This is a genomic window from Neomegalonema sp. (assembly GCF_028688855.1).
Lineage (GTDB): Bacteria > Pseudomonadota > Alphaproteobacteria > Rhodobacterales > Rhodobacteraceae > Neomegalonema.
Genome location: NZ_JAQTXI010000005.1, coordinates 31,868 through 54,411, shown reverse-complemented (window position 1 = coordinate 54,411; position 22,544 = coordinate 31,868). Strand labels below are relative to the sequence as shown.

Annotated in this window: 23 protein-coding genes and 1 other RNA gene; 16 read left to right on the top strand and 8 right to left on the bottom strand. The window is 68.2% G+C overall.

The annotated features are described in order from the left end of the window. Nucleotides 1–15: 15 nt before the first annotated feature. Nucleotides 16–1,827, bottom strand: a complete 1,812-nt coding sequence (locus tag PHN62_RS05100) for an extracellular solute-binding protein (protein WP_300147227.1) — start codon at nt 1,825–1,827, stop codon at nt 16–18. A gap of 593 nt (nt 1,828–2,420) precedes the next feature. On the opposite strand from PHN62_RS05100, the gene PHN62_RS05095 reads away from it, so the two are divergent. The 5 genes from PHN62_RS05095 to PHN62_RS05075 all read left to right on the top strand — a co-directional run bounded on the left by PHN62_RS05095 (nt 2,421) and on the right by PHN62_RS05075 (nt 6,533). Next, nucleotides 2,421–2,864: a CBS domain-containing protein gene (locus PHN62_RS05095; RefSeq protein WP_300147225.1), complete on the top strand. Its 444-nt coding sequence runs from the start codon at nt 2,421–2,423 to the stop codon at nt 2,862–2,864. A gap of 49 nt (nt 2,865–2,913) precedes the next feature. Beyond that, nucleotides 2,914–3,465 (top strand): pantetheine-phosphate adenylyltransferase, encoded by a 552-nt coding sequence (gene coaD / locus PHN62_RS05090; RefSeq protein ID WP_300147222.1) that lies wholly within the window; start codon nt 2,914–2,916, stop codon nt 3,463–3,465. A 172-nt stretch (nt 3,466–3,637) separates the two neighbouring features. Next, entirely contained in the window at nt 3,638–4,216 is a 579-nt protein-coding gene (locus PHN62_RS05085) for a peptidylprolyl isomerase (protein WP_300147219.1), read from the top strand. Continuing rightward, nucleotides 4,213–5,349 (top strand): tRNA preQ1(34) S-adenosylmethionine ribosyltransferase-isomerase QueA, encoded by a 1,137-nt coding sequence (queA, locus tag PHN62_RS05080; protein ID WP_300147216.1) that lies wholly within the window; start codon nt 4,213–4,215, stop codon nt 5,347–5,349. Before PHN62_RS05085 ends, queA begins: the two co-directional genes overlap by 4 nt. A gap of 176 nt (nt 5,350–5,525) precedes the next feature. Next, a complete protein-coding gene (locus PHN62_RS05075; RefSeq protein WP_300147214.1) occupies nt 5,526–6,533 on the top strand; it encodes a peptidoglycan-binding domain-containing protein in 1,008 nt (335 codons plus the stop codon). A gap of 269 nt (nt 6,534–6,802) precedes the next feature. On the opposite strand, the gene PHN62_RS05070 is transcribed toward PHN62_RS05075, so the two are convergent. Then, nucleotides 6,803–7,102 (bottom strand): hypothetical protein, encoded by a 300-nt coding sequence (locus tag PHN62_RS05070; RefSeq protein ID WP_300147211.1) that lies wholly within the window; start codon nt 7,100–7,102, stop codon nt 6,803–6,805. Between the two features lie 371 nt (nt 7,103–7,473). On the opposite strand from PHN62_RS05070, the gene lipA reads away from it, so the two are divergent. Both lipA and PHN62_RS05060 read left to right on the top strand, forming a co-directional pair. Then, nucleotides 7,474–8,427 (top strand): lipoyl synthase, encoded by a 954-nt coding sequence (gene lipA, locus PHN62_RS05065; protein WP_300147208.1) that lies wholly within the window; start codon nt 7,474–7,476, stop codon nt 8,425–8,427. 3 nt (nt 8,428–8,430) lie between these two features. Beyond that, the gene (locus tag PHN62_RS05060; protein WP_300147205.1) at nt 8,431–8,916 is read left to right on the top strand and encodes a type II toxin-antitoxin system RatA family toxin; all 486 of its coding nucleotides are present in this window, start codon (nt 8,431–8,433) and stop codon (nt 8,914–8,916) included. Nucleotides 8,917–9,041: 125 nt separating this feature from the next. Here the strand turns inward: PHN62_RS05060 and rpmG are convergent, their stop codons facing one another. After that, nucleotides 9,042–9,209 carry a 50S ribosomal protein L33 gene (gene rpmG, locus PHN62_RS05055; protein WP_018632283.1) on the bottom strand — a complete coding sequence of 56 codons (168 nt, stop codon included), beginning with the start codon at nt 9,207–9,209 and terminating at the stop codon, nt 9,042–9,044. A 274-nt stretch (nt 9,210–9,483) separates the two neighbouring features. Between rpmG and PHN62_RS05050 the strand changes: the two genes are divergently transcribed. After that, complete coding sequence (locus PHN62_RS05050; protein WP_300147199.1) at nt 9,484–10,710, top strand: aminotransferase class V-fold PLP-dependent enzyme; 1,227 nt, start codon at nt 9,484–9,486, stop codon at nt 10,708–10,710. Between the two features lie 11 nt (nt 10,711–10,721). Further along, nucleotides 10,722–11,822: a 3,4-dihydroxy-2-butanone-4-phosphate synthase gene (gene ribB / locus PHN62_RS05045; RefSeq protein ID WP_300147196.1), complete on the top strand. Its 1,101-nt coding sequence runs from the start codon at nt 10,722–10,724 to the stop codon at nt 11,820–11,822. Between the two features lie 67 nt (nt 11,823–11,889). Here ribB and ssrA read toward each other — a convergent pair. The 3 genes from ssrA to PHN62_RS05030 form a co-directional block, all read right to left on the bottom strand. Next, nucleotides 11,890–12,245: a transfer-messenger RNA gene (ssrA, locus tag PHN62_RS05040) on the bottom strand. A 26-nt stretch (nt 12,246–12,271) separates the two neighbouring features. Further along, nucleotides 12,272–12,748: a Fur family transcriptional regulator gene (locus tag PHN62_RS05035; protein WP_300147193.1), complete on the bottom strand. Its 477-nt coding sequence runs from the start codon at nt 12,746–12,748 to the stop codon at nt 12,272–12,274. Nucleotides 12,749–12,766: 18 nt separating this feature from the next. Further along, complete coding sequence (locus PHN62_RS05030; protein WP_300147191.1) at nt 12,767–13,324, bottom strand: pyridoxamine 5'-phosphate oxidase family protein; 558 nt, start codon at nt 13,322–13,324, stop codon at nt 12,767–12,769. Between the two features lie 158 nt (nt 13,325–13,482). Between PHN62_RS05030 and cobS the strand changes: the two genes are divergently transcribed. From cobS to PHN62_RS05005, 5 genes are all read left to right on the top strand, one after another. Continuing rightward, on the top strand, nt 13,483–14,475 hold the full coding sequence (gene cobS / locus PHN62_RS05025) for a cobaltochelatase subunit CobS (protein WP_300147189.1): 993 nt from the start codon (nt 13,483–13,485) through the stop codon (nt 14,473–14,475). A gap of 9 nt (nt 14,476–14,484) precedes the next feature. Then, the gene (gene cobT / locus PHN62_RS05020) at nt 14,485–16,368 is read left to right on the top strand and encodes a cobaltochelatase subunit CobT (protein WP_300147186.1); all 1,884 of its coding nucleotides are present in this window, start codon (nt 14,485–14,487) and stop codon (nt 16,366–16,368) included. 72 nt (nt 16,369–16,440) lie between these two features. Then, the gene (locus PHN62_RS05015) at nt 16,441–16,647 is read left to right on the top strand and encodes a hypothetical protein (protein ID WP_300147184.1); all 207 of its coding nucleotides are present in this window, start codon (nt 16,441–16,443) and stop codon (nt 16,645–16,647) included. Nucleotides 16,648–16,742: 95 nt separating this feature from the next. Then, nucleotides 16,743–17,447 (top strand): aspartate/glutamate racemase family protein, encoded by a 705-nt coding sequence (locus tag PHN62_RS05010; RefSeq protein ID WP_300147182.1) that lies wholly within the window; start codon nt 16,743–16,745, stop codon nt 17,445–17,447. A gap of 132 nt (nt 17,448–17,579) precedes the next feature. Then, entirely contained in the window at nt 17,580–17,981 is a 402-nt protein-coding gene (locus tag PHN62_RS05005) for a response regulator (RefSeq protein WP_300147180.1), read from the top strand. 106 nt (nt 17,982–18,087) lie between these two features. Here PHN62_RS05005 and metC read toward each other — a convergent pair whose 3' ends face one another. Together metC and PHN62_RS04995 are read right to left on the bottom strand one after the other, a co-directional pair. Further along, nucleotides 18,088–19,272 carry a cystathionine beta-lyase gene (gene metC / locus PHN62_RS05000; RefSeq protein WP_300147178.1) on the bottom strand — a complete coding sequence of 395 codons (1,185 nt, stop codon included), beginning with the start codon at nt 19,270–19,272 and terminating at the stop codon, nt 18,088–18,090. A 67-nt stretch (nt 19,273–19,339) separates the two neighbouring features. Beyond that, the gene (locus PHN62_RS04995; protein WP_300147176.1) at nt 19,340–19,918 is read right to left on the bottom strand and encodes an HAD family hydrolase; all 579 of its coding nucleotides are present in this window, start codon (nt 19,916–19,918) and stop codon (nt 19,340–19,342) included. A 227-nt stretch (nt 19,919–20,145) separates the two neighbouring features. Here PHN62_RS04995 and PHN62_RS04990 point away from each other — a divergent pair, with 227 nt between their 5' ends. Beyond that, a complete protein-coding gene (locus PHN62_RS04990) occupies nt 20,146–21,204 on the top strand; it encodes an amino acid ABC transporter substrate-binding protein (RefSeq protein WP_300147174.1) in 1,059 nt (352 codons plus the stop codon). 216 nt (nt 21,205–21,420) lie between these two features. After that, nucleotides 21,421–22,485: an amino acid ABC transporter substrate-binding protein gene (locus PHN62_RS04985; protein WP_300147172.1), complete on the top strand. Its 1,065-nt coding sequence runs from the start codon at nt 21,421–21,423 to the stop codon at nt 22,483–22,485. The last annotated feature ends 59 nt before the right edge of the window (nt 22,486–22,544 follow it).

The following is a 22,544-nucleotide window of genomic DNA, read 5'->3' as shown; positions in this document are numbered from 1 at the left end:
CGGGCCCGTCTCAGCTCAGGGCGCGGCGCTCCACCAGACCTCCGGCCGGTAGCCGTAGAGCGCATCCTTCTGCGGATGGCGCAGGCCCTTGCGCCAGGCGAGCTTGTCGGCGGGCTCCCACCAGAGCGGCACGACGTAGCGGTTCGTCGTCAGCAGCCGGTCCAGAGCCCGCGCGGCGGCCTCGAAGGGGGCGCGCTCGCGGGCCTCCAGCAGGGCCTGGATCATGGCGTCGACGGCGGGGCTGGCGACGCCCATGTAATTGCGCGTGCCGAGGGTCTCGCGCCCCGCCGAGCCCCAGTAGAGCGTCTGCTCGTTGCCCGGAGACAGCGACTGGGCCCAGAAGTTGAACACCATGTCGTAATCGTAATCGTTCTTGCGGGCGGCCATCTGGGCGGCGTCGACGGTGCGGGCCCGCGCCTGGACTCCGAGGCCCTTCAGCGCCTGGATGAAGGCCCCCGCGATGCGCTCCTCCTCCACGCCCGAGGTGAGGATCTCGAAGGCGAAGGGCTCTCCGGCGGCGTTCCTCAGCACGCCTCCGCGCGAGCTCCAGCCCGCCTCCCGCAGGAGCGCCGTGGCGCGGCGCAGCTGGGTCCGGTCGCGGCCCGAGCCGTCGGAGACCGGCTGCGCGCAGGAGGCCTCCAGCGCGCCTTCGGGCAATTCCGCGAGCCAGGGCGCGAGCAGGGCCCGTTCGGCCTCGTCGGCGGGGCCGGAATCGCAGCCGAGCGCGCTGTTGCCGAAATAGCTCCCGATGCGCTCGTAGGCGCCGTAATAGAGCGTGCGGTTGAGCCATTCGAAATCCAGCGCGAGGGAGAGGGCCTCGCGCACGCGGCGGTCCTGGAACAGCGGACGGCGCGTGTTGAAGACCATGCCCCTCATGCCGGTGGGACGGCCATGGGCGATCTCGCCGCGCTCGACCTCTCCGGAGCGGAAGGCGGGGAAGTCGTAGCCCTGAGCCCAGCGCTCGGCGCTCTGCTCGTGGCGGAAGGTGACGATCCCGCTCGTGAAGGCCTCCCAGAGCGCGTTGGAATCGCGGAAATAGACGTATTTCACCTCGTCGAAGTTATGCAGGCCCCGATTGAGCGGCAGATCCTTCCCCCAGTAGTCGGGATTGCGGCGGAAGGTCAGGGAGGCGCCCGCGTCCACCTGCGCGATCACGTAGGGCCCCGAGCCCAGCGCCGGACGCAGCGTGCTGGCCGTGAAGTCGCGCCCCAGCCAGTCGGCCTTCGAGAGGATGGGCATCAGCCCCATGATGAGCGGCAGTTCGCGGTCGCTCTCGCCGAAGACGAACCTCACCCCCCGCTCGCCGACCTTCTCGACGCTGGAGACCTTGCGGTAGGAGGCGCCGTAATTGGGGCGGCCCTGATCGCGCAGGATCTCCATGGAGAAGATCACGTCCTCGGGCGTGACGGGCGATCCGTCGCTGAAGCGGGCCTCCTCGCGGATCGTGAAGAGGGCCCAGGAACGGTCCTCCGGGGTCTCGACGCTCTCGGCCAACAAACCATACAGCGTAAACGACTCATCCTGATTACGCGTCAAAAGCGATTCGAAGGCGAGGTCCCTGATGACCCAGAAAGGCGAGGAGCCGCGGATGATGAAAGGTTGAACGCTGTCGAAGCTTCCCGTCAAACCATGGACGATGGAGCCGCCCCTGACCGCTTGCGGGTCGGCGTAAGGCAGATGCGGCGCGTCGGGCGGCAGGGCGGGCGCGCCGTGCATCGCCAGCCCGTGGACGGGCGCTTCCCGAGCAGGAGACTGCGCGCCGAGCGGACTCGCCGCACAGGAGAGTCCGAGGGCGAAGAGCGAAACCGCCGTCAAAAGGCTTTTCATTTCATGTCCTTGGTCCAGAATTCGCCGTAGACCCCCTTCACGGGAGTCCGGCGGGCGAGTCGATTTCGACGGGAATCCCATGGAGATCCTCCCCCTCATGCGTTCAGGATGGGGCGCGCGAACGTCCCGGATCCGACCTCACAGGCTCCTTCATGCGGCTTTAAGGCGACAGTTCAAGGGGCTGATCGGCTTGAATCTTCACAGCCCCTGCATTTCAGCCTTGCCAAACTGCCGCCACATTAAGTAAAACGAATGCACTGCTCGATAGGTTTCTTGCCTGCATGAAACCTGCCTCAATCCGACTTCAGGGACGCCGCAAGGCGTCCCTTTTTTCTTGCGTCGCGCGCCGCAAGGGAAGGGCGCCTTCCGCACAGGCTGTCCAGATCCCCCGGGATCTTCCCGAGATCTCCCCAGAAGCCCGGCACCTCCCCCCGCAACCCGGCTCCGATCCGGCTCCGGCGACGGATCCGGCGAGAAAACCCCCGGAACGCGCAATTTTCTGACCCTTCCTCCGCCCTCAAGCCTTGACGGGCCGCCCCTCGTCGCGCGAGACTCCCCTCCGGACGGCGCGTAAAGCGAGGGAGGATTCCGCCATGATCAAGGTTCGCCAGATTCTCGACCGCAAAGGGTCTCAGGAGGTGGAGTCCATCCGCCCGACCAACACGCTCGCCGAGGCCGCCGCGCGGCTCTCCGAGCGCAGGATCGGCTGTCTGCTGGTGCGCGACGACAACGGCGCCATGGTCGGCATCCTCTCGGAGCGCGACATCGTGCGGCTCGTCGGACGCGAAGGCGCCGAGCGCCTGAACGACGCGGTCTCCACGGCCATGACCGCAAAGGTGCAGAGCTGCGCCTTCAACGACGACGCCATCCAGGTGCTCTCGCGCATGACCAAGGGACGTTTCCGCCACATGCCCGTGATCGAGAACGGCGAGCTGGTCGGGCTGATCTCCATCGGCGACGCCGTGGTCGCGCGCATCGAGGCGCTCCAGCTGGAGAACGAAGCCCTCGCCGATCTGATTCGGTCGGCCTCGGCCTGACCCCGGGTCCGGGCGAGCTTCAATCTTGGCCATATCAGGAGTGCGGCCTATGGCGCATCCGGCGGGCGGGCGGCCGCGCATCGGACTCTATCCGGGCACCTTCGACCCGGTGACTCTCGGGCATCTCGACATCATCCGGCGATCTCTGTCGCTGGTGGACCACCTTGTGGTCGGGGTGGCGGCGGGGTCGAGCTCGAAACAGCCGATCTTCAGCCTCGCCGAGCGCGTCGCGCTCATCGAGAGCGAATGCGCCCCGTTGAGCGAGATCTCCGGCAAGAAGCTGGAGGTCCGCCCCTTCGACAATCTGCTGATCCATTTCGCCGAGCATCTCAACGCCGACCTGATCGTGCGCGGGCTGCGGGCGGTGGCCGATTTCGAATATGAATTCCAGATGGTCAGCATGAACCGCGCCATGAACCAGAAGATCGAGACGGTCTTCCTCATGGCCGACGCCCATCGTCAGGCGATCTCCTCGACGCTGGTCAAGGAGGTGGCGCGCTATGACGGCGACATCTCGAAATTCGTGCCCGCCCGCGTGGCCGAGGCGCTCAAGCGGCGGCTCGAGGAGCGCAGGCGCGCGCTGGAGACCGCCGCCCGCTGATCCTCCGGCGGGGGCCCGGAGAAAGCCGGAAGGCCCCCGGCGCCCTTCCCTTCCTCCGCGCCCGCGTTGACAGCTTCGGCGGCGCAAGTTATGCGGCCATCTCCCGCGCGTCGCTTTTCGCGCATCGAGGCCCGCGCGGCGGTTCGTCGCGCATCCAAGGAACGCACAGCCCATGTTCAAACGCCCGTTCGCGTTCGCCGCTCTGGCGCTGGCTTTCGCCGTCGCGCCCTGGGCTGCGGCCCCTCTCGGCGCCCAAACCCAGGAGATCGTCGTGTCCGAAGCCCAATCCGAAGACGTCCTCGTGCTGAAGCTCAAGGACGGCGACGTCCTGATCCGGCTGCGCCCGGACCTCGCGCCGAACCACGTCGCCCGCATCAAGGAGCTGGTCGCCGAAGGCTTCTACGACGGGATCGTCTTCCACCGCGTGATCCCGGGCTTCATGGCCCAGACCGGCGACCCCACCGGCACCGGCGCGGGCGGCTCGGGCCGCAAGCTGCGCGCCGAATTCTCCTCCGAGCCCTTCAGGCGCGGCACGGTGGGCATGGCCCGCAGCGCCTCGCCCGACAGCGCCGACAGCCAGTTCTTCATCTGCTTCGACGACGCGCCGCACCTGAACCGTCAATACACGGTCTGGGGCGAAGTGATCTCGGGCATGGAGTTCGTGGACAAGATCAAGAAGGGCTCGGGCGGCGGCGGAACCGTCGCCGATCCGGACAAGATGATCAGCCTGCGCGCTCAGGGGGCGAATTGAGTCTGAATCCCGATCTCCGGCCGGAAGATTTCGATTTCGATCTTCCGGAAGAGCTGATCGCCCTCCGCCCGGCGCGCCCGCGTCGGGCGGCGCGGCTTCTGGACCTCTCCGGCGCGGGGACGCCCGACCGCCCGACGGACCGTCACGTCTCCGACCTGCCGGAGATCCTGAAGCCGGACGACATCCTGATCTTCAACGACACGAAGGTGATTCCCGCCCGTCTCTTCGGGCGGCGCCTGCGGCCGGACGGCGGCTCGGCGAAGATGGAGGCGCTCCTCCTCGAACCCCTGGCCGAGCCCGGCCTCTGGCGGGCTCTGGCGCGTCCGGGCAAACGGCTGAAGGCGGGCGACCGTCTGGTCTTCGGGCCGGAGGAGGGCCCGCCCCTGCTGGAGGCCCGTCTGGAGGCCCATGAAGGCGGCGGCGCGGTCCGTCTGGCCTTCGACCGCGCGGGCGAGGCCCTGGACGCGGCCATAGCTCAGGCGGGGGTGATGCCCCTGCCCCCCTACATCGCGGGCCGGCGTCCGGCCGACGCCGCCGACGATTCGGATTACCAGACCCTCTTCGCGGCGCGTCCGGGCGCGGTGGCCGCCCCGACGGCGGCGCTGCATTTCGATCCGCCGCTGATGGAGGCTCTGACGGCGCGGGGCCTGCGCAGCGCCCGCGTGACGCTGCATGTGGGCGCAGGCACCTTCCTGCCGGTCAAGGCGGGCGCTCTGGCCGATCACGAGATGCACGCCGAATGGGGCGAGATCCCGGCGGAGACGGTCGCGGCCATCGCGGAGGCCCGCGCGGCGGGCGGGCGCCTCGTGGCGGTGGGGACGACGGTGCTGCGGCTTCTCGAAACGGTCGCGTCTCTTCACAATGGCGCGCTCGCGCCCTGGTCGGGCTTCACGCGGATCTTCATCGCGCCGGGCTGGCGCTTCCGCTCGGCCGACCTTCTGCTGACCAATTTCCACCTGCCGAGATCGACGCTTTTCATGCTGGTCTGCGCCTTTGCGGGCGAATCGAGGATGCGGGCGGCCTACGGCCACGCCATGCGCGAAGGCTATCGCTTTTACTCTTACGGCGATTCCTCGCTGCTGGAGCGCCTCCCCCCTTCAGAGGGAGTGTTGACGCCGACGCCGCGGCTTTGATAGCGATGCGCAAGGGACCCGTCGGCTTCGCAAGAGGGGAACCCAATACGCAAGAGCCCGCGGCCGCTCCCTGTTCGCCCTTGACCCCGCATGAGACCCATGCCGATGATCGGCCCGGCTTCCCGAAGTTTCGCCCTCCGCCCCCCCGCGGATCCTGTCGGATGAGGAATATGGCAATGACGTTCACACGCAAATGCGCCTCCGCGCTTCTGGCCGGCGGGGCCATCGCGGCCTTCGGTCTGGCGGCGCAGGCGCAGGAGGAGACTCCTTCGGCGGCGCTGACCGCGCTGGATTCGGTCTATGAGGACGCCGCCTACCTGCTGCCCCCCAACGCCAAGCCCGGCGAATGCTACGCCCGCGTGTTCATTCCCGCCACCGAGAAGCAGATCGAGCGCCGCGTCCTCGTCAAGGAGGAGGCCGAGCGTCTGGACATCGTCCCGGCGAAATACGAATGGACCGACGAGACCATCGAGGTCCAGAGCGCCTCGGTCGAGCTGGAGGTGGTCCCCGCCCAGTTCGAGACCCGCGAGCGCGTCGTGACCATCGAGCCCGAGCGCGAGGACCAGACCGCCGAAGCGCCGATCTACGAGACCGTCGAGGAGCAGGTGCTCGTCCGCGCGGCCTACACCACCTGGCAGAAGGGCGAAGGCCCGATCCAGCGCTATGACGAAGCCACCGGCGAGATCATGTGCCTCGTGACCATCCCGGCGGAATACGTGACCATCCAGAAGCAGGTCGTGCGCACTCCGGCGCGCGTGGTGACCAAGCCGGTCGCCGCCAAGACCCAGACGCTCGAAACCCGCGTGATGATCACGCCGCCCTCCACCCGCGAGATCGAGATCCCCGCCCGCTTCGAGACCGTGAAGGTCCAGAAGCTCACGGCGCCGGCTCAGGTGGTGAAGGTCGCGATCCAGCCCGAGTACGAAACCCTCCGCGAGACCGTCAAGGAGACCGCCGGCAAGATGGAATGGCGCCCGATCCTCTGCGCCACCAACACCACGCCGGATCTCGTGATGCGCATCCAGCGCGCGCTCGACGGCGGAGGCTACAAGCTGCGCCAGATCGACGGCCAGCTCGGGCCGGGCACCATGCAGATGGTCCGCCAGTATCAGCGCGACAAGGGCCTCGCCCAGGGTCAGATCACCATGGAGTTCCTCGACAGCCTCGGCGTCGCCGTGAACTGATCGCGTTCGCAGGGCCGCGGCCCTTCGTCGGGAAAGAAGAACGCCCGTCGCGACCTCGCGGCGGGCGTTTTCCATGCGCAATCGCCGCATGGGTGAAGGCGCGCGCGTCGAGGAGCCGGCCGACGCAGGCGCCCGATGCGCACAGGGCGCCTCCATGATCCATGAAGGCGCCCCGAAGCTGGTTCAGGGGGCGGCGGCGCGCTCCTGCGCCCCGGGCCGCCCGGATGGACAGAGCAGGGCGCAAGCTGGTCCGCCCCGCGCCCGGAATCTCAGAAGCCGGGGAAGCCGCCGCCGCGCAGACGCCGGGCGTTGGCCTGGACGCAACGCTCGATGGGCGCGAAGGCCTCGGCCACGGCCGTTTCGGCGGGCGAGAAGCTGAGCCGCGCGCAGCTCTCCATGAAGGCCGCGGGCTTCTCCATGGTCATCTGGAAGGCTTCGGCGATCTGGTCGAAGGGGTCGGCCGCGCCCGGTGCGAGATAGGCCACGCGACGCGCGATCACCTCTCCGGCCAGGGCGGAAACACGCGCGGAGCGCAGACAAAGATCGCTCCAGAAGGTCATGGGGTCCATTCAGGCCTCTCCGTCAGATCGTCGGACGCTGGAGGGTGACGTTACGTCATGATCCCCGGCATCCTTCATGCGTTCAAGACTGGTCGCGCCTTTGTTCCCCCGTCAAGGCGCCATATAGAATGATTGCAAAGATCATTCACGAAAATGATAAGAACCGCGCATATTTCTGGCGATTCTTGGCGGAAAGCTCCAGGTTCGCGGCGAGTCGCCGCCTCCGGTTGCGCGACAAGATTGCAGCGTCCACGGATCCGCCCCCCTCGCCCTCCCGCAGACGCGCCCTCCTGCGCCCCTCGCGAGGCGCCCGCAATGATCTTGCAATAGCCGCGCCATGCCCTATCCTTGAGCCGGAAACGCCCAAGGAACAGCGCCGCATGTCCGAAGCCAGAGATCTCGCCAATCCCGCCGAGCGCCATCCGGAGAAGGCTCATCGCCCGGATAATCCCTCGCCGCGCAAGCCGCCCTGGATCCGCATCAAGGCGCCCAGCTCCAAGGGCTATTTCGACACCCGCGCGACCATCAAGGAGCACAAGCTCTCGACGGTCTGCGAGGAGGCCGGATGCCCCAACGCCGCCGAATGCTGGGCTCAGGGCCACGCCACCATGATGATCATGGGCGAGATCTGCACCCGCGGCTGCACCTTCTGCAACGTCGCGACCGGCCGCCCCGACAAGCTCGACCCCTTCGAGCCCGCCCGCGTGGCTCAGGCGGTGGAGAAGCTGGGGCTCTCGCATGTGGTCATCACTTCGGTGGACCGCGACGACCTCGCGGACGGCGGAGCGGCCCATTTCGCCCAGACCATCCGCGCGGTGCGCCGTCGGCGGCCCGAGGCCACCATCGAGGTCCTGACCCCCGACTTCCTCAAATGCGCGCCCGGAGCGCTCGAGTCGGTGATCGAGGCGCGGCCCGACGTCTTCAACCATAATCTGGAGACGGTGCCCGGCCTTTATCTGGAGGTGCGTCCGGGGGCGCGCTATTTCCATTCGCTGCGGATCCTGCAGCGGGCCAAGGAGCTGTCGCCGGAGGTCTTCACGAAATCGGGCCTGATGGTGGGCCTGGGCGAGACCCGTCCGCAGATCCTGCAGGTCATGGACGACATGCGCGCCGCGGGGGTGGATTTCCTGACCATCGGACAATATCTGCAGCCTTCGCCGAAGCATCACGCGGTCGAGCGTTATGTGACGCCCGAGGAATTCGCCTCCTACGAGAAGGCGGCCTATGCGAAAGGATTTCTGATGGTCTCCGCCTCGCCGCTCACCCGGTCGAGCTATCACGCGGGCGCCGATTTCGAACGGCTGCGCGCGGCGCGTCTGGCGGCGCTCGGCTAGAGCATGGCCACGCATTACGCCGAGACCCGACGCACGCCCTATACGGTGCGTCAGATGTACGACCTGGTCGCCGACGTGGCGTCCTATCCGCAATTCCTGCCCTGGATCGCCGGGACGCGCATCCGCGACCGGCGGTCTCTGGCGGGAGAGGCGGGCGAGCGGATGGAGGCGGACATGATCGTCTCCTTCAAGGTCTTCCGGGAGAGCTATCTTTCCTCGGTGGAGCTGCGTCCGCCGGGGGGCCATGAGATTCCGCAGGTTCTGGCGAGGGCGGCGCCGGGCGGGCCTTTCGAGCGACTGGTGATGGACTACCGCTTCCACGAGACTCCGGAGGGGACTTGCGATCTGTCTTTCGAGGTGGATTTCGCCTTCCGCAACAAGCTCTTGCAGAAGGTGGCGGGCGGCTTCTTCGGCGAGGCCATGAAGCGCGTGATCCGGGGCTTCGAAGCCCGCGCCGCCGAGCTTTATGGAACGAAAGCGGCGGTGTGAGCCTCTTTTCCCGGACTCCAGGCGCCCTCTGCGCGCAGGGGCCCGTTCCGATGCCCGTCGTTCCCCAAACGGAAACGGCGCCCTTTCGGACGCCGTTCCTGAAATCTCGATCCGGAGGGCCGATCTTACTTGATCTTGCCTTCCTTGAACTCGACATGCTTGCGCGCGACCGGATCATACTTCCGGACGGTCATCTTGTCGGTCATGGTGCGGGAATTCTTCTTCGCCACGTAGAAATAGCCCGTGCCGGCGGAAGAATTCAGACGAATCTTGATGGTGGTCGGTTTGGCCATGGGATCCTCTCAAGTCGACGACGATGCGCCCGAGCGATCGTGTGAACTCCAGATCGGGGCCGCAGAATTCAGGGCCGAGTTATGGCTGCGTCCTCAAGGGGAAGTCAAGGGGAAAAGCGCGCCCCCTCTCCGCCTCCCGCCGGAAGCCGCGCCGCCCCCGAAGCTCCCCGGACAGCAGGGTCGCCGCCGGGCTTTTCAATCCGGGGCGCCCCTCTTATGGTCAGGCGGCTCAGGCCCGATTCCCTCCCGTCTTCCCGTCTCCCGGACCCTCTCCATGTTCGACCTCGATTTCGCGCGCAGCCAGTTTCCCGCCTTCTCCGCGCCCGCCCTCAAGGGCTGGGGATTCTTCGAGAACGCCGGGGGCTCCTACGCCTGCGCCCGGACCATCGCCGCCCTGAACGACGTCTACACCCAGATGAAGGTCCAGCCCTGGCACGCCCATCCGGCGGCGCGGCGGCTCGGCGAGCGCATGGACGACAGCCGCGCCCTCTGGGCGGGGGCTCTGGGGCTCGAAGCGGACGAGGTGCATTTCGGCCCCTCCACTTCGCAGAACACCCATGTTCTGGAGCGCGCCTTCGCCGATCTCGTCGGGCCGGGCGACGAGATCGTCGTGACCAACCAGGACCACGAAGCCAACAACGGCGCCTGGCGGCGTCTGGCCGAGGCCAGAGGCGCGCGGATCCGGGAATGGCGCGTCGAGCCCCGGAGCGGGCGGCTGCTCGCCGGAGATCTCGCGGAGCTGCTGTCGCCGCGCGTGAAGCTGGTGACGGCGCCCCATTGCTCCAACATCCTCGGGCGCGAGAATCCCGTGGCGGACATCGTGCGGCTGGCTCATGAAGCCGGAGCCCTCGTCGTGATCGACGGCGTGAGCTGGGCGCCTCACGCCATCCCCGACGTCGCGGCTCTGGGCGCGGACGTCTATCTCTTCAGCCTCTACAAGGTCTTCGGCGTCCATCAGGGGCTGATGGCGGTGCGTCGCCCGCTCTTCGAGCGCCTGCCCAATCAGGGGCATTTCTTCAACGCGCAGATCAACGCCAAGAGGCTGGTTCCGGCCGGTCCGGACCACGCCCAGGTCGCGGCGGCGGGCGCGGTGGTGGACTACATCGACGATCTGGCCGCCCGCCACGCCCTGCGCGCCGATTCTCCCCGCGCCCGCGCGGCGGGAGTCTCGGCGCTCTGGCGCGCCCATGAGACCGCCCTGCTCGCGCCTTTGCTCGAGTGGCTCGCGCGTCATCCGCGGGCGCGGGTCCTCGGCTCGACGGAGGCCGACGCCCGCCGCGCCCCGACGATCTCGCTCGCCACGGAGCGCGCCCCCGCCGAACTCGCGGCGGAGCTGGCGAAGCGCTCCATCATGGCCGGCGCCGGACATTTCTACGCCTGGCGGCTTCTGGAGGCTCTGGGGCTCGATCCCGAACGCGGCGTCCTGCGGCTGTCCTTCGTGCATTACACCTCGCCCGCCGAGGTCGATTCCCTGATGAAGGCGCTCGACGCCGTTCTGTGAGGCTCCCCCGAATGACTTCCACGATGAAGCTCGATTCCATCGAAGACGCCCTGACGGCCGTCGCCGCAGGCGAATGCGTGATCGTCGTGGACGACGAAGACCGTGAAAACGAAGGCGACCTGATCATGGCCGCCTCTCTGGCCACGCCGGAGAAGATGGCCTTCATCGTGCGCCATACGGGCGGCGTGGTCTGCGCGCCGATCACCACCACGGAGGCCCGTCGGCTGAAGCTCGACCCGATGGTGGCGGTCAACGACGCGCCGCTCTCGACGGCCTTCACCGTCTCCATCGACTATCGCGAGGGGCTGACCACGGGCATCTCCGCCGCCGAGCGCTGCGCCACGGTGCGGGCGCTGACCAACGGCAACGTCCAGGCTCAGGATTTCGTGCGCCCCGGCCACATCTTCCCGCTGGTGGCGCGCGACGGCGGCGTGCTCATGCGCTCGGGCCACACCGAGGCGGCGGTGGATCTGGCGCGCCTCGCGGGATTGCCGCCGGTGGGCGTGATCAGCGAGCTGGTCAACGACGACGGCTCGATGATGCGCGGGCCGCAGCTCGCCGACTTCGCCCGGACCCATGGTCTGAAGCTGGTCTCCATCGCCGACCTCATCGCCTGGCGTCAGCGGCGCGAGACCCTGGTGCGGCGTCTGGCGCAGTTCGAGATCATGACCGAAGCGGGCTCGGCCAGGGCTTCGGTCTACGGCACGCCCTTCGATTCGGCGGAGCATCTGGCGCTCGTGGTGGGCGACGTCAGCGCGCCGGGCCCGGCGCCTCTGGTGCGGCTGCATCGCGAGAATCCGCTCGAGGACGTCTTCGGCGGCCGGAGCAGCGGGCTCGGGCTGGCCATGGCGCGCGTCAAGGCCGAGGGCCGGGGCGTGATCGTCTACTTGCGCGACCGCGCCACGGGCGTGCGTCCGGCGGGGCTTTCGCCGCGCGGCGCGGGCGCCGAGGCCGAGCGCGAAGACAACTGGAAGGAAGTCGGGCTCGGGGCGCAGATCCTGCGCGATCTCGGGCTGAAGCGCATCCGGCTGATGACCTCGCGCGAGCGGCAATATGTCGGGCTGGCGGGCTTCGGCGTGGAGATCGAAGGGCTGGAGCTGCTCAAGGCCTGAAGGCTCCGCCCCGAAACGACGAAAGCGCCCTGCGGGGCGCTTTTTCCGTCTCTGAAGGCCGGGGAGAAGTGGAGGATTCTGTTGCCAGGCTCCTCCGGGCCCCGCCTGAAGGGGCTAACCCTCAGGGCTTGAGATCGGTTTTACTCGACCGCATTACGCGGCGAGCGCCACCGGAGCACGATTGTTGTTGGCAACTGTGCGAATGGCCCGATGACGGTGGAGCCATGCCGGGCGAAAGCAAACACCTTTACACGTCCGTCGATCCTGATTCGGCCCCCTCCGCCCCTCCAACAAGGGGAAAGAATGGTGGAGCCGCCGGGTTCCGCCCCCGGGTCCGATCCGCTTATTACGTGCGCGTTTATCGCCATAGTCCCTTGCGGGACAGGACGAGATATAGCGCGGGGCGGGCCTCTTGTGAAGAGGCGTCAGGCCCGGACGGGTTCCGGATTTCAGGCGAGGTTCTTGCGCGACGCCGCGTCGGGGGGGCGGGAGGCCTCGCCGTCGAGGGGCTCCTCCTCCAGCGGCACGCCGTAAAGCTCCAGACGATGGCCGATCAGCCGATAGCCCAGCTTGCGGGCGATGCGCGCCTGAAGACGCTCGATCTCGGGCTCCAGGAATTCGATCACCCGCCCGTCGTTCAGGTCGATGAGGTGGTCGTGATGGGCGCGCTCGGCGTTCTCATAGCGGGCGCGGCCGTCCTGGAAGGCCAGCTTCTCGACGGCGCCCACATCCTCGAAGAGCTTCAGCGTCCGGTAGACCGTCGCCAGAGAGATCCGCGGATCGAGCCTGCTGGCGCGCGCGTGGATGTCGGCGGCGTCCGGATGCCCCTCGATCTCGGCGAGGGCCCGCGCGACCACGCGGCGCTGTCCCGTCAGACGCAAGCCCTGTTCGGCGCATTTGCGCAAGATGGCGGCTTCCTCCCGCACGCGCGTCTCCCTGTCTTCTCAGCCCGCCGCGGCCAGCCCGGTGGGGCGTCCGTCGAGGCTGATCCGGTTCTTCTGCTGCTGATACTCCCGAACGCCCGCTTCGCCCTTGCGCTCGGCCCATTCGTCGAGGACGGGCCGCTCGCCCTCGTAGGCGAAGAGCGGCACGCCGTAGCCGCAGGAGGTCTGGACGAGATCCGCCTCCAGCTCGACGATCTGCCGCGCGCCCGTGGGTCGGCGCCCTTCGTAATGTTCGGCGAGCAGGGCTTCGAACTCCGGCGAGTCGACCTGATGCGAGCGCCCCCGCCCGTAAAGCCGCAGGATCGTCGGCGGCCCCTCGAACGTGCAGAACATGAAGGTGAGGCGTCCGTCCTCGCGCAGATGGGCCATGGTCTCGTTGCCGCTGCCGGTCAGATCCAGATAGACTACGCGGTTCGGCCCGATCACCCGGAGCAGATCCGTCGGGCGCGGCGAGATGTTGACGCGCGTCCCCGCCGCCGCCGTGGCCGCGAAGAAGATCTTCTGGCGTTCGATCAGACGCCGCAGGGGTTCGGAGATTTCCGGATGGAGCCTGGACATGGGCGCGCCCTTCCTGCGACGGAGCCTGGGTCTTTCTGCGGCATATCATGAGCCCCCCGCTCCGCGCGAGCCTTTTGCGGCTTTCCGACGCCCCCCTTGCGGCGCAGGCGAATCTGCGCGAAGGTCCGCCGCCGAACGATGCAAGGAGACCGAGCGCCATGGCCGACGGAGCCGAAGATCTGATCCTGAGTCCCGATGCGACCGTGGACGTGCGCGAGACCTTCGGGGTGGACATCGACTGGCGCGTTCCGGCCTTCTCGCGCCCCAACCGCTTCACGCCCGACCGCGACTCCTCCTATCAGTTCGATCCGGAGACCACCCGCGCCATTCTGGCGGGCTTCGCGCATAATCGCCGCGTGATGATCCAGGGCTATCACGGCACGGGCAAGTCCAGCCACATCGAGCAGGTGGCGGCGCGGCTGAACTGGGCCTGCGTGCGCGTCAACCTCGACAGCCACGTGAGCCGCATCGACCTGATCGGCAAGGACGCCATCCAGCTCGTGGACGGCAAGCAGATCACCACCTTCCGCGAAGGCGTGCTGCCCTGGGCGCTGCGCAACCCCGTGGCTCTGGTCTTCGACGAATACGACGCTGGACGCCCCGACGTGATGTTCGTGATCCAGCGCGTGCTGGAGGCCGAAGGCCGTCTGACGCTGCTCGACACCAACGAGGTGATTCGTCCGAATCCCTGGTTCCGGCTCTTCGCGACGGCGAACACCATCGGCCTCGGCGACACGACCGGCCTCTATCACGGCACCCAGCAGATCAATCAGGGCCAGATGGACCGCTGGAGCATCGTGGCCGCGCTGAACTACCTCGACCATGACGTGGAGGCCCGGATCATCCGCGCCAAGCTGCCCGACTACGACCGGGACGACAAGGGCCGCCGGATGGTCTCGCAGATGGTCTCCGTGGCGGTGCAGTCGCGGGACGCCTTCATCGGCGGCCAGATCTCGACCGTCATGAGCCCCCGCACGGTGCTCACTTGGGCCGAGAACAACCTGATCTTCAAGGATCCGGCGCTCTCCTTCCGGCTGAGCTTCCTCAACAAATGCGACGAGCTGGAGCGCGCCATCGTGGCCGAGTTCTACCAGAAGGCCTTCGGCGTGGATCTGCCCGAATCCGCCGCGCGCTCGCGCAATCTCGGCTGAGGCTGCGCCATGGCCTCGATCCGCACCCGCGACCCGACCAAGCCTTTCCGCGAAGCCCTCCAGTCGGCGACGCGCGCCCTGGCCCTCGAACCGGAGCTGGAGCTGAATTTCGGCGGCGTCGAAGGCCCCTTCGACGGCGGGATGAAGGCGGGCGTCGGGGCCGTCGGCCGGGCGCTCAAGCCCGAAGAGGTGGCCCTCGCGCGCGGTCGGGCCGACGCGGCGGCGCTGCGTCTGCGCTTCCATGACGCCGGAAAGCATCAGCATCGCCTGCCTCAGGGCGAGAAGGCCCGCGAGATCTACGAGGCCCTCGAATCCGCCCGCGTCGAGGCGCTCGGCGGGCGGGCCCTGCCCGGCGTGGCCGACAACCTCGACGCCGTGCTGGCCGAGGACGCCCGCCGCAAGGGCTGGAGCGAATTCACCTCTCAGGGCGACGCCCCCCTGGAGCGCGCCGCCGCTCTGGCGCTGAGGGCCAGGGCCACCGGGCGCGATCTGCCGCCGGGCGCGCGGAAGGTCTACGACCTCTGGCGCGAGGTGCTCGAAGGCCCCGCCGCCGGAGGGCTCGACCGGCTGATCGCGAAGCTCGGCGATCAGGAGGCCTTCGCCCGCGAAAGCTGGCGGCTGCTCAAGGATCTGGGGCTCGAAGACCAGCTCGGCCCCGATCCCGACCCCGAACCCGAAGAGCCCCAGGAGCAGCCCGACTCCGCCGAGGATTCCGAGGCTCAGGAGCGCGGCGGCGAATCCGACTGGTCGGAGCAGGAGGAGTTCGACGACGTCCTCGCCGATCCGGACGCCCCCGAGGACTCCACCGCCACCCTCTCGGCGGAGATGGAGCCCGAAGGCGGCGACGAACGTCGCGAGGCGCCCCCGCGCGAAGGCGCGCCGCCGCGTCAGCCCCCGACCGAGGCCCAGGGCTCCGGCGGGCCGGAATACAAGATCTTCACCCGCGAATTCGACGAGATGGACAAACCCGCCGCCGAGCTCTGCGAGCCCGACGAGCTGGAGCGTCTGCGCGCCTTCCTCGACAAGCAGCTGGAGCCGCTGAAAGGCGCCGTGGGGCGTCTGGCGAACCGGCTGCAACGCTTCCTCATGGCGCAGCAGAACCGCGCCTGGGAGTTCGACCGCGAGGAAGGCATGCTCGACGCCGGGCGTCTGGCGCGCATCGTGGCCACCCCGACGACGCCCCTCTCGTTCAAGATCGAGAAGGACACCAGGTTCCGCGACACCGTGGTCACGCTGCTGATCGACAATTCCGGCTCCATGCGCGGCCGCCCGATCACCATCGCGGCCATCTCCGCCGACGTGCTCGCCCGCACCCTGGAGCGCTGCAAGGTCAAGGTCGAGATCCTCGGCTTCACGACGGTCGCCTGGAAGGGCGGGCGCTCGAAGGAGAAGTGGATCGAGGAAGGCAAGCTTCCGGCGCGCAATCCGGGGCGTCTGAACGATCTGCGGCACATCGTCTACAAGAGCGCCGACGAGCCCTGGCGGCGCGCGCGACGCAATCTCGGGCTGATGCTCCGCGAGGGGCTGCTCAAGGAGAACATCGACGGCGAGGCTCTGGAATGGGCCGCCCAGCGGCTCCGGCGACGCCCCGAACAGCGGCGCATCCTGATGGTGATCTCGGACGGCGCCCCGGTGGACGACTCCACGCTGTCGGCGAACTCCCAGAATTATCTGGAGCAGCATCTGCGCGGCGTGATCCGCCGGATCGAGCGCGAGAACGCCGTGGAGCTGGTGGCCATCGGGATCAATCACGACGTGACGCGCTATTACCGCCGCGCCGTGACCATCACCGACGCCGAGCAGCTGGGCGGCGCCCTGACCGAAAAGCTCGCCGAGCTCTTCCGCGCCGAAGACTCCATGCCCGCCGCGCGCCGCCGCCGCGCCGGGATGTGAGATTCAGGCGTCCCTGCGCGGGGCGCCCTTCCTCTCCGGTCGACGCCGGACCTCTTCCTCAGGAGCGCCCCTGTGACCATCCTCGCCTATCAGGCTCTGATCGTCGTCACGATCGCTCTGGGACGCCTCGCCTCCCGCGACCGCTTCTGGCTGGTCGGCGTCTGCTGGACGATCTTCACCTTCGTCAAGGTTCACTGGACGCCTCTCATCCTCCTTCAGCTCTGCGTCATCTGGACGACCTGCGCGCTCCTCGCGCCGAAGAAGGAGGCCTCCTCCTGACCTCCGCGCGGAGCCGCTGGAACGAAATCGCTCTTGACTCCCGCTTATGCGCAGATCGAATTTGATCATCCGAAGAACGCATAAGGGAGGCGTCCATGAAGACCATCGGCCTGATCGGCGGCATGAGCTGCGAATCCACCGCGCTTTACTACGACCAGCTCAACAAGGGCGTGCGGGCCCGGCTCGGGGGACTGAACAGCGCGCCGGTGCTGCTCTGGTCGGTGAACTTCGCCGAGATCGTCGCCCTGCAGAAGGCCGGAGACTGGGACGAGGCGGGTCGTCGCCTCGCCGGGATCGCCCGCCGTCTGGAGGGCGCCGGCGCCGAAGTGGTCGCCCTCGCCACCAACACCATGCACAAGGTCGCCGAGCCCATTCAGGAGGCTCTGACGGTCCCCTTCCTCCACATCGGCGACGCCGCGGCGGCGGCCCTCGCGCGCGACGGGCGGCGCCGTCCGGGCCTGCTGGCCACCGCCTACACCATGGAGCAGAGCTTCTATCTCGACCGCCTGCGCGCGGCGGGTCTGGCGCCTCTGGTCCCGCCTGCGCAGGACCGCGCCGCCATCCAGCGCGCGATCTTCGAGGAGCTCTGTCAGGGGATCGTCACGCCCGAAACCCGCCGGGCCTTCCAGGACTTCGCCGCCGGACTCGAAGCGGAGGGCGCGGATTCGCTCATCCTCGGCTGCACCGAGATCTGCATGGCGCTCAAGCCGGGCGAGACCCGCGCGCCGCTCTACGACACCACCGCGCTGCATGTCGAGGCGCTGCTCGACGCCAGCCTCGGCCCGGCCCGGGCGGCCTGAAGCTTATCCGGAAGGCCAGGAGACCAAAAGCGCGCTAGGTTGAACGTACGTCCCCGGCTTAATTTTTCCTTCAGGAGTTCTCCGCAGACTCGCCGCGCGGCGAGGCATGCGCCGACACCATCGGGGAAAACCATGACGACCTCGCGCCTGAAGATCCTGCTGGCCGAAGACGACAAGACCAACGCCATCCTTGCTTCGGCCATCCTGGAGTCCTCGGGACATGAGGCCATGGTCGCCGCCGACGGCGAAAAGGCGGTGCTGCTGGCGACCCGCCACTGGTTCGACCTGATCCTGATGGATCTGGAGATGCCGGTCTTCGACGGCCTCGAAGCCACGCGCCGCATCCGCGCCGCGCCGCCGCCCGCCCGCGACACGCCGATCATCGGCCTGAGCGCCCATGACGATCCCGCCATCGAGCGCCAGTGCCTCGCGGCGGGCATGAACGCCTATGTCTGCAAGCCGCTGAGCCGGGCCTCGCTGCTGACGGCGCTGGACAAGGCCATGCACGCCGCCGCGCGCCGCCGCAGCCTCTGAGGCGTCTGGAGCGTCTTCCGATCCTCTCGGATCTTCAAACGCTCCGACTTCTCGTGTGGCCGCATGTCCGCGACGCGAAGCCTGGCCGGCTCCGCTGGAGCCCGCTCTAGACCTTCGCCATGCGGGCGAAGCCGGCTTCGAGATCGGCCTTGAGATCCTCGACCGCCTCAAGCCCCGCATGCAGGCGCAGCAGCCGCCCTGCGGCGCGGCCCTCGCGCGGCCAGGCCGTCGCGCTGCGCGAGCCGACGGGGTCCACCGGCAGGATCAGGCTCTCGAAGGCGCCCCAGGAATAGCCGATTCCGAACAGCTCCAGCCCGTCGAGCAGAGCCCTCACATGGGCCTCCGAGGACAGATCCTCCCTGAGGATCGCGCCGAAGAGCCCCGAAGCGCCGAGGAAATCGCGCTTCCAGATCCGGTGGCCCGGATCATGGGGCATCCCCGGATGCAGGATCTCCGCGATCTCCGGACGGCCCATGAGCCAGTCCGCCAGAGCCAGACCCGCCGCCTCATGGGCCTTCATCCGCACCGGCAGGGTCCGCAGCCCGCGCAGCGCGAGGGCGCAGTCGTCCGGCGAAACCGCCAGCCCCAGTTCGCGTTGTCCGCGCCGATAGGTCGGATAGACCGCCTCCGCGCAGCTCACCGAGCCCATGAGGAGGTCCGCATGGCCGCCGACATATTTCGTCAGGGCTGCGAGGCAGAGATCCACGCCATGCTCGAAGGGCTTGAAGAACAGGGGCGAAGCCCATGTGTTGTCGAGCATGACCACGACGCCGCGCTTGCGGGCCTCCTCGGCGATGGCGGGGACGTCCTGCACCTCGAAGGTCCATGAGCCGGGCGACTCGCAGAAGACGACCTTCGTGTCCGGCCGGATCAGGTCGCGGATTCCGCCGCCGATCAGCGGATCATAGAAGGTGGTCTCGACGCCGAAACGCTTCAGCGTCCCCTGACAGAAGGCCCGGGTGGGGCCATAGGCGGAATCGGTCATCAGCAGATGGTCCCCCGCCGAAAGGAAGGACAGCAGAGGCGCGGTCATCGCCAGCAGCCCCGAAGGCTGAAGCCGCGTGCGGAATCCGCCCTCCAGATCGCGGAGGGCCTGCTCCAGAGCCAGACTGGTGGGCGTGGCGTGGGTGCCGTAGGTCAGCCCCTCGCCCGACAGGGTGCGTTCGGCCTCCTGAAGCCCGTCGTAGCCTTCGAAGAGATAGGTCGAGGCGCGCACCACCGGCGGATTCACCGCTCCGAACTGCGCTCTGGAATCCCGGCCGCCGCGCAGAGCTCTGGTCGCGTCCTTCATGGTTCTTCTCCTGAGTGAGGGCCTTGCGGCGCGGGGTTCGCCCGGAGCCGCAAGCCCTTGATGCGATTCATGGACGCTCCGGAGGAATCCCCGCCTCCGCGAGGACGTCGAAGAGCGTGCGTCCGCCCGCGCGTTCGATCCGGGCGGCGGACATGCCGAAGGCGCGCGGGCCCTCGACGTCGGCCCTGAGGCTGTCGCCGATGAAGAGCGCCTCTTCGGGCCGGATCCTCAGGGCCGCGCAGACCGCCTGATAGATCTCGGGCTCCGGCTTGACCGCTCCGACCTCATAGCTCAGCAGGCGGGCGTCGAGATCCGGCAGAAGCCGACGGACGATCCGCCCGTATTCGAAGGCGAGATTGCTGCAAAGTCCGATCTTCAGCCCCCTGGCGCGCAAGGCCTCCAGCAGGGGCGCGACCTCGGGGAAGAGCCTGTAGCGCGTGAGATCGGCGGCCCATTCCACCCGGACCTCCGGCGCCAGCGGCGGCAGGCCCAGTTCGGCGGCCAGCGCGTCGTAGGAGAGATTCCGCTTCATCAGATCGCGACGGTCGATCCGCCGGGCGAGCGCCTCGTAAGGCAGGATCCGCCGCGCGGGCGGCTCGATCAGCGTGCCGAAGGCGTCGAACACGATGGCGGAGATCTGCGTCACTTCGGCCCCTGTCCTCTTCAGCCCCTCTTCAGCCCCTCGGAGGGGCAGGCCATGGGTTTCAGAAATCCCGCCCCGCCGCAAGAGGGCGCGGACTCTTGCGGGACCCGAATAACTTCATCCCGTTCTCCGGGGTTGCCTCGCGGGTCGGTTTCGGGTCAGGTCCGGGCCACGTGGCGCCGCGGCTTCCCGAAGGAGGCCTCCGGCGCGCTCAGAATCCGGGGTTCAAGATGAAATCGCTTCTCGGCTGCGCGCTTCCTGCGCTGGTTTTCGGTCTGGCTTTCGGCGCTCCGGAGGCCCGGGCGGCTTCCGGCGACACGCTGCGGGAGGTCAAGGCGCGCGGCGAACTGGTCTGCGGCGTCACCCAGGGTCTGGACGGCTTCTCGCTGGCCGGCTCCGACGGGAGCTACGCCGGACTCGACGTGGATTATTGCCGCGCCGTCGCGGCGGCGGTCTTCGGCGACGCCGCGAAGGTCCGCTTCCGGCCGCTCTCCTCCAAGGAGCGCTTCGAGGCGCTGAAGTCGGGCGAAGTGGACGTGCTCGCCCGCGTGACCACCTGGAGCATGTCGCGCGACACCCAGCTGGGCGTGATCTTCGCCGCCACGAATTATTACGACGGTCAGGCGCTTCTGGTCCCGACCTCGCTCGGCGTGAGCTCGGCGGCGGAGCTGGACGGCGCGCGGCTCTGCACCAACACCGGCACCACCACCGAACTGAACATCACCGATTACTTCCGCCGCAACGGCCTCGGCTTCGAGCTGATCGCCTTCGAGAAGTCCGATGAAGCCGCCTCCGCCTACGAGGCCGGGCGCTGCGACGTCTACACCAGCGACGCCTCGGGCCTCGCGGCCATGCGCCTGCGCTTCGCCAATCCGGCGGAGCATGTCCTCCTCCCCGAGATCATCTCGAAGGAGCCCCTGGCTCCGGCGGTGCGTCAGGGCGACGAGCAATGGCTGAACGTGGCCCGCTGGACCCATTTCGCCCAGCTCAACGCCGAAGAGCTGGGGATCTCCTCGGAGAACGTCGACCAGATCCGCGAGGAGCAGACCGCCCTCGCCGCCCGGAGCCAGGGCAATCAGGAGATCCAGCGCCTGCTCGGCCTCGGCGACGATTTCGGCGCCTCCCTCGGCCTGCCCAAGGACTGGGCCTATCAGATCGTCCGGCAGGTGGGGAATTACGGCGAGATCTTCGACGCTCCCCATGGCCCCGGCGGCGCCCTGGGCCTCGCGCGCGGCCTCAACGCGCTTTGGACGGAAGGCGGCCTGCAATACGGAATCCCGGTCCGCTGAGCCGCAGGATGACCTGAGGGCGCCTTGCGCGGGACGGAAGGACCGTCTCGCGCAAGGTGATAAAAATGACGGAATTCTTACGCCAAGTCTTGCTTCCCCGCGACGAAGTGAGGCATCCTGACCTCTGACGCCGGAGCGACCTCGCTGCGAAAAGCCCTTTCAAAGCGGTTGCGGAACCGGCGCGGCATAAAGAACGTCAGGAAAGGTCCATTCAGAATGACTCTTCGTCATCTTCTCTGCGGCGTCATGGCCGTCGGCTTCGGGTTCGCCGCCGCCTCGACTCCCGCCTCCGCCCAGAGCTCGGGATCCACGCTCGCCGCCGTCAAGAGCAAGGGCCGCCTGGACTGCGGCGTCTCGCAGGGTCTGCCCGGCTTCTCCAACTCCGATTCCGCGGGCAATTTCTCCGGCATCGACGTCGATCTCTGCCGCGGCGTGGCTGCGGCCGTCTTCGGCGACCCGACCAAGGTCCGTTTCCGCACGCTCTCGGCCAAGGAGCGCTTCGAGGCGCTGAAGTCCGGCGAGATCGACGTGCTCTCGCGCAACAGCACCTGGACCATGACCCGCGACACGCAGCTGGGCATCATCTTCGCGGGCGTGAACTATTATGACGGCCAGGGCCTGATGGTCCCGACCTCGCTGGGCGTGACCACCGCCGCCGAACTCGACGGCGCGCGCATCTGCACCAACACCGGCACCACCACCGAGCTCAACGTGACGGACTACTTCCGCTCGCACGGCATGACCTTCGAGCTGATCGCCTTCGAGAAGACCGACGAGGTGGGCGCCGCCTACGAGGCCGGACGCTGCGACGTCTACACCACCGACCGCTCGGGCCTCGCGGCCGAACGCCTGAAGTTCGCCGATCCCGAAGGCCACGTGGTCCTCCCGGAGATCATCTCCAAGGAGCCGCTCGGGCCCGCAGTGCGCCAGGGCGACGAGCAGTGGCTGAACGTGGTCAAGTGGACCCATTACGCCATGCTCAACGCCGAAGAGCTGGGGATCTCCTCGGAGAACGTCGACCAGATCCGCGACGAACAGGCCGGTCTGGTCTCGCAGGGCCAGGGCAACCAGGAGATCCAGCGCCTCCTCGGCCTCGGCGACGACTTCGGCGCCGCCATCGGCCTGCCCAAGGACTGGGCCTACCAGATCGTCAAGAAGGTCGGCAACTACGGCGAGGTCTACGACGCCAACGTCGGCCCGGACACCCCGCTCAAGCTGGCGCGCGGCGCCAACGCGCTCTGGACGAACGGCGGCCTGCAATACGGCATGCCCGTCCGCTGAGCCTCCGGGACCCGCGCCCTTCCTGACCGGAGGGCGCGGTCTTCGCATCAGAGGGACAA

Bases quoted from the DNA above. Each gene is read 5' to 3' on its own strand.
- PHN62_RS05100 (WP_300147227.1), bottom strand. From the start codon at position 1,827: ATGAAAAGCCTTTTGACGGCGGTTTCGCTCTTCGCCCTCGGACTCTCC.
- PHN62_RS05095 (WP_300147225.1), top strand. From the start codon at position 2,421: ATGATCAAGGTTCGCCAGATTCTCGACCGCAAAGGGTCTCAGGAGGTG.
- coaD (WP_300147222.1), top strand. From the start codon at position 2,914: ATGGCGCATCCGGCGGGCGGGCGGCCGCGCATCGGACTCTATCCGGGC.
- PHN62_RS05085 (WP_300147219.1), top strand. From the start codon at position 3,638: ATGTTCAAACGCCCGTTCGCGTTCGCCGCTCTGGCGCTGGCTTTCGCC.
- PHN62_RS05075 (WP_300147214.1), top strand. From the start codon at position 5,526: ATGACGTTCACACGCAAATGCGCCTCCGCGCTTCTGGCCGGCGGGGCC.
- PHN62_RS05070 (WP_300147211.1), bottom strand. From the start codon at position 7,102: ATGGACCCCATGACCTTCTGGAGCGATCTTTGTCTGCGCTCCGCGCGT.
- lipA (WP_300147208.1), top strand. From the start codon at position 7,474: ATGTCCGAAGCCAGAGATCTCGCCAATCCCGCCGAGCGCCATCCGGAG.
- PHN62_RS05060 (WP_300147205.1), top strand. From the start codon at position 8,431: ATGGCCACGCATTACGCCGAGACCCGACGCACGCCCTATACGGTGCGT.
- rpmG (WP_018632283.1), bottom strand. From the start codon at position 9,209: ATGGCCAAACCGACCACCATCAAGATTCGTCTGAATTCTTCCGCCGGC.
- PHN62_RS05050 (WP_300147199.1), top strand. From the start codon at position 9,484: ATGTTCGACCTCGATTTCGCGCGCAGCCAGTTTCCCGCCTTCTCCGCG.
- ribB (WP_300147196.1), top strand. From the start codon at position 10,722: ATGACTTCCACGATGAAGCTCGATTCCATCGAAGACGCCCTGACGGCC.
- PHN62_RS05030 (WP_300147191.1), bottom strand. From the start codon at position 13,324: ATGTCCAGGCTCCATCCGGAAATCTCCGAACCCCTGCGGCGTCTGATC.
- cobS (WP_300147189.1), top strand. From the start codon at position 13,483: ATGGCCGACGGAGCCGAAGATCTGATCCTGAGTCCCGATGCGACCGTG.
- cobT (WP_300147186.1), top strand. From the start codon at position 14,485: ATGGCCTCGATCCGCACCCGCGACCCGACCAAGCCTTTCCGCGAAGCC.
- PHN62_RS05010 (WP_300147182.1), top strand. From the start codon at position 16,743: ATGAAGACCATCGGCCTGATCGGCGGCATGAGCTGCGAATCCACCGCG.
- PHN62_RS05005 (WP_300147180.1), top strand. From the start codon at position 17,580: ATGACGACCTCGCGCCTGAAGATCCTGCTGGCCGAAGACGACAAGACC.
- metC (WP_300147178.1), bottom strand. From the start codon at position 19,272: ATGAAGGACGCGACCAGAGCTCTGCGCGGCGGCCGGGATTCCAGAGCG.
- PHN62_RS04990 (WP_300147174.1), top strand. From the start codon at position 20,146: ATGAAATCGCTTCTCGGCTGCGCGCTTCCTGCGCTGGTTTTCGGTCTG.
- PHN62_RS04985 (WP_300147172.1), top strand. From the start codon at position 21,421: ATGACTCTTCGTCATCTTCTCTGCGGCGTCATGGCCGTCGGCTTCGGG.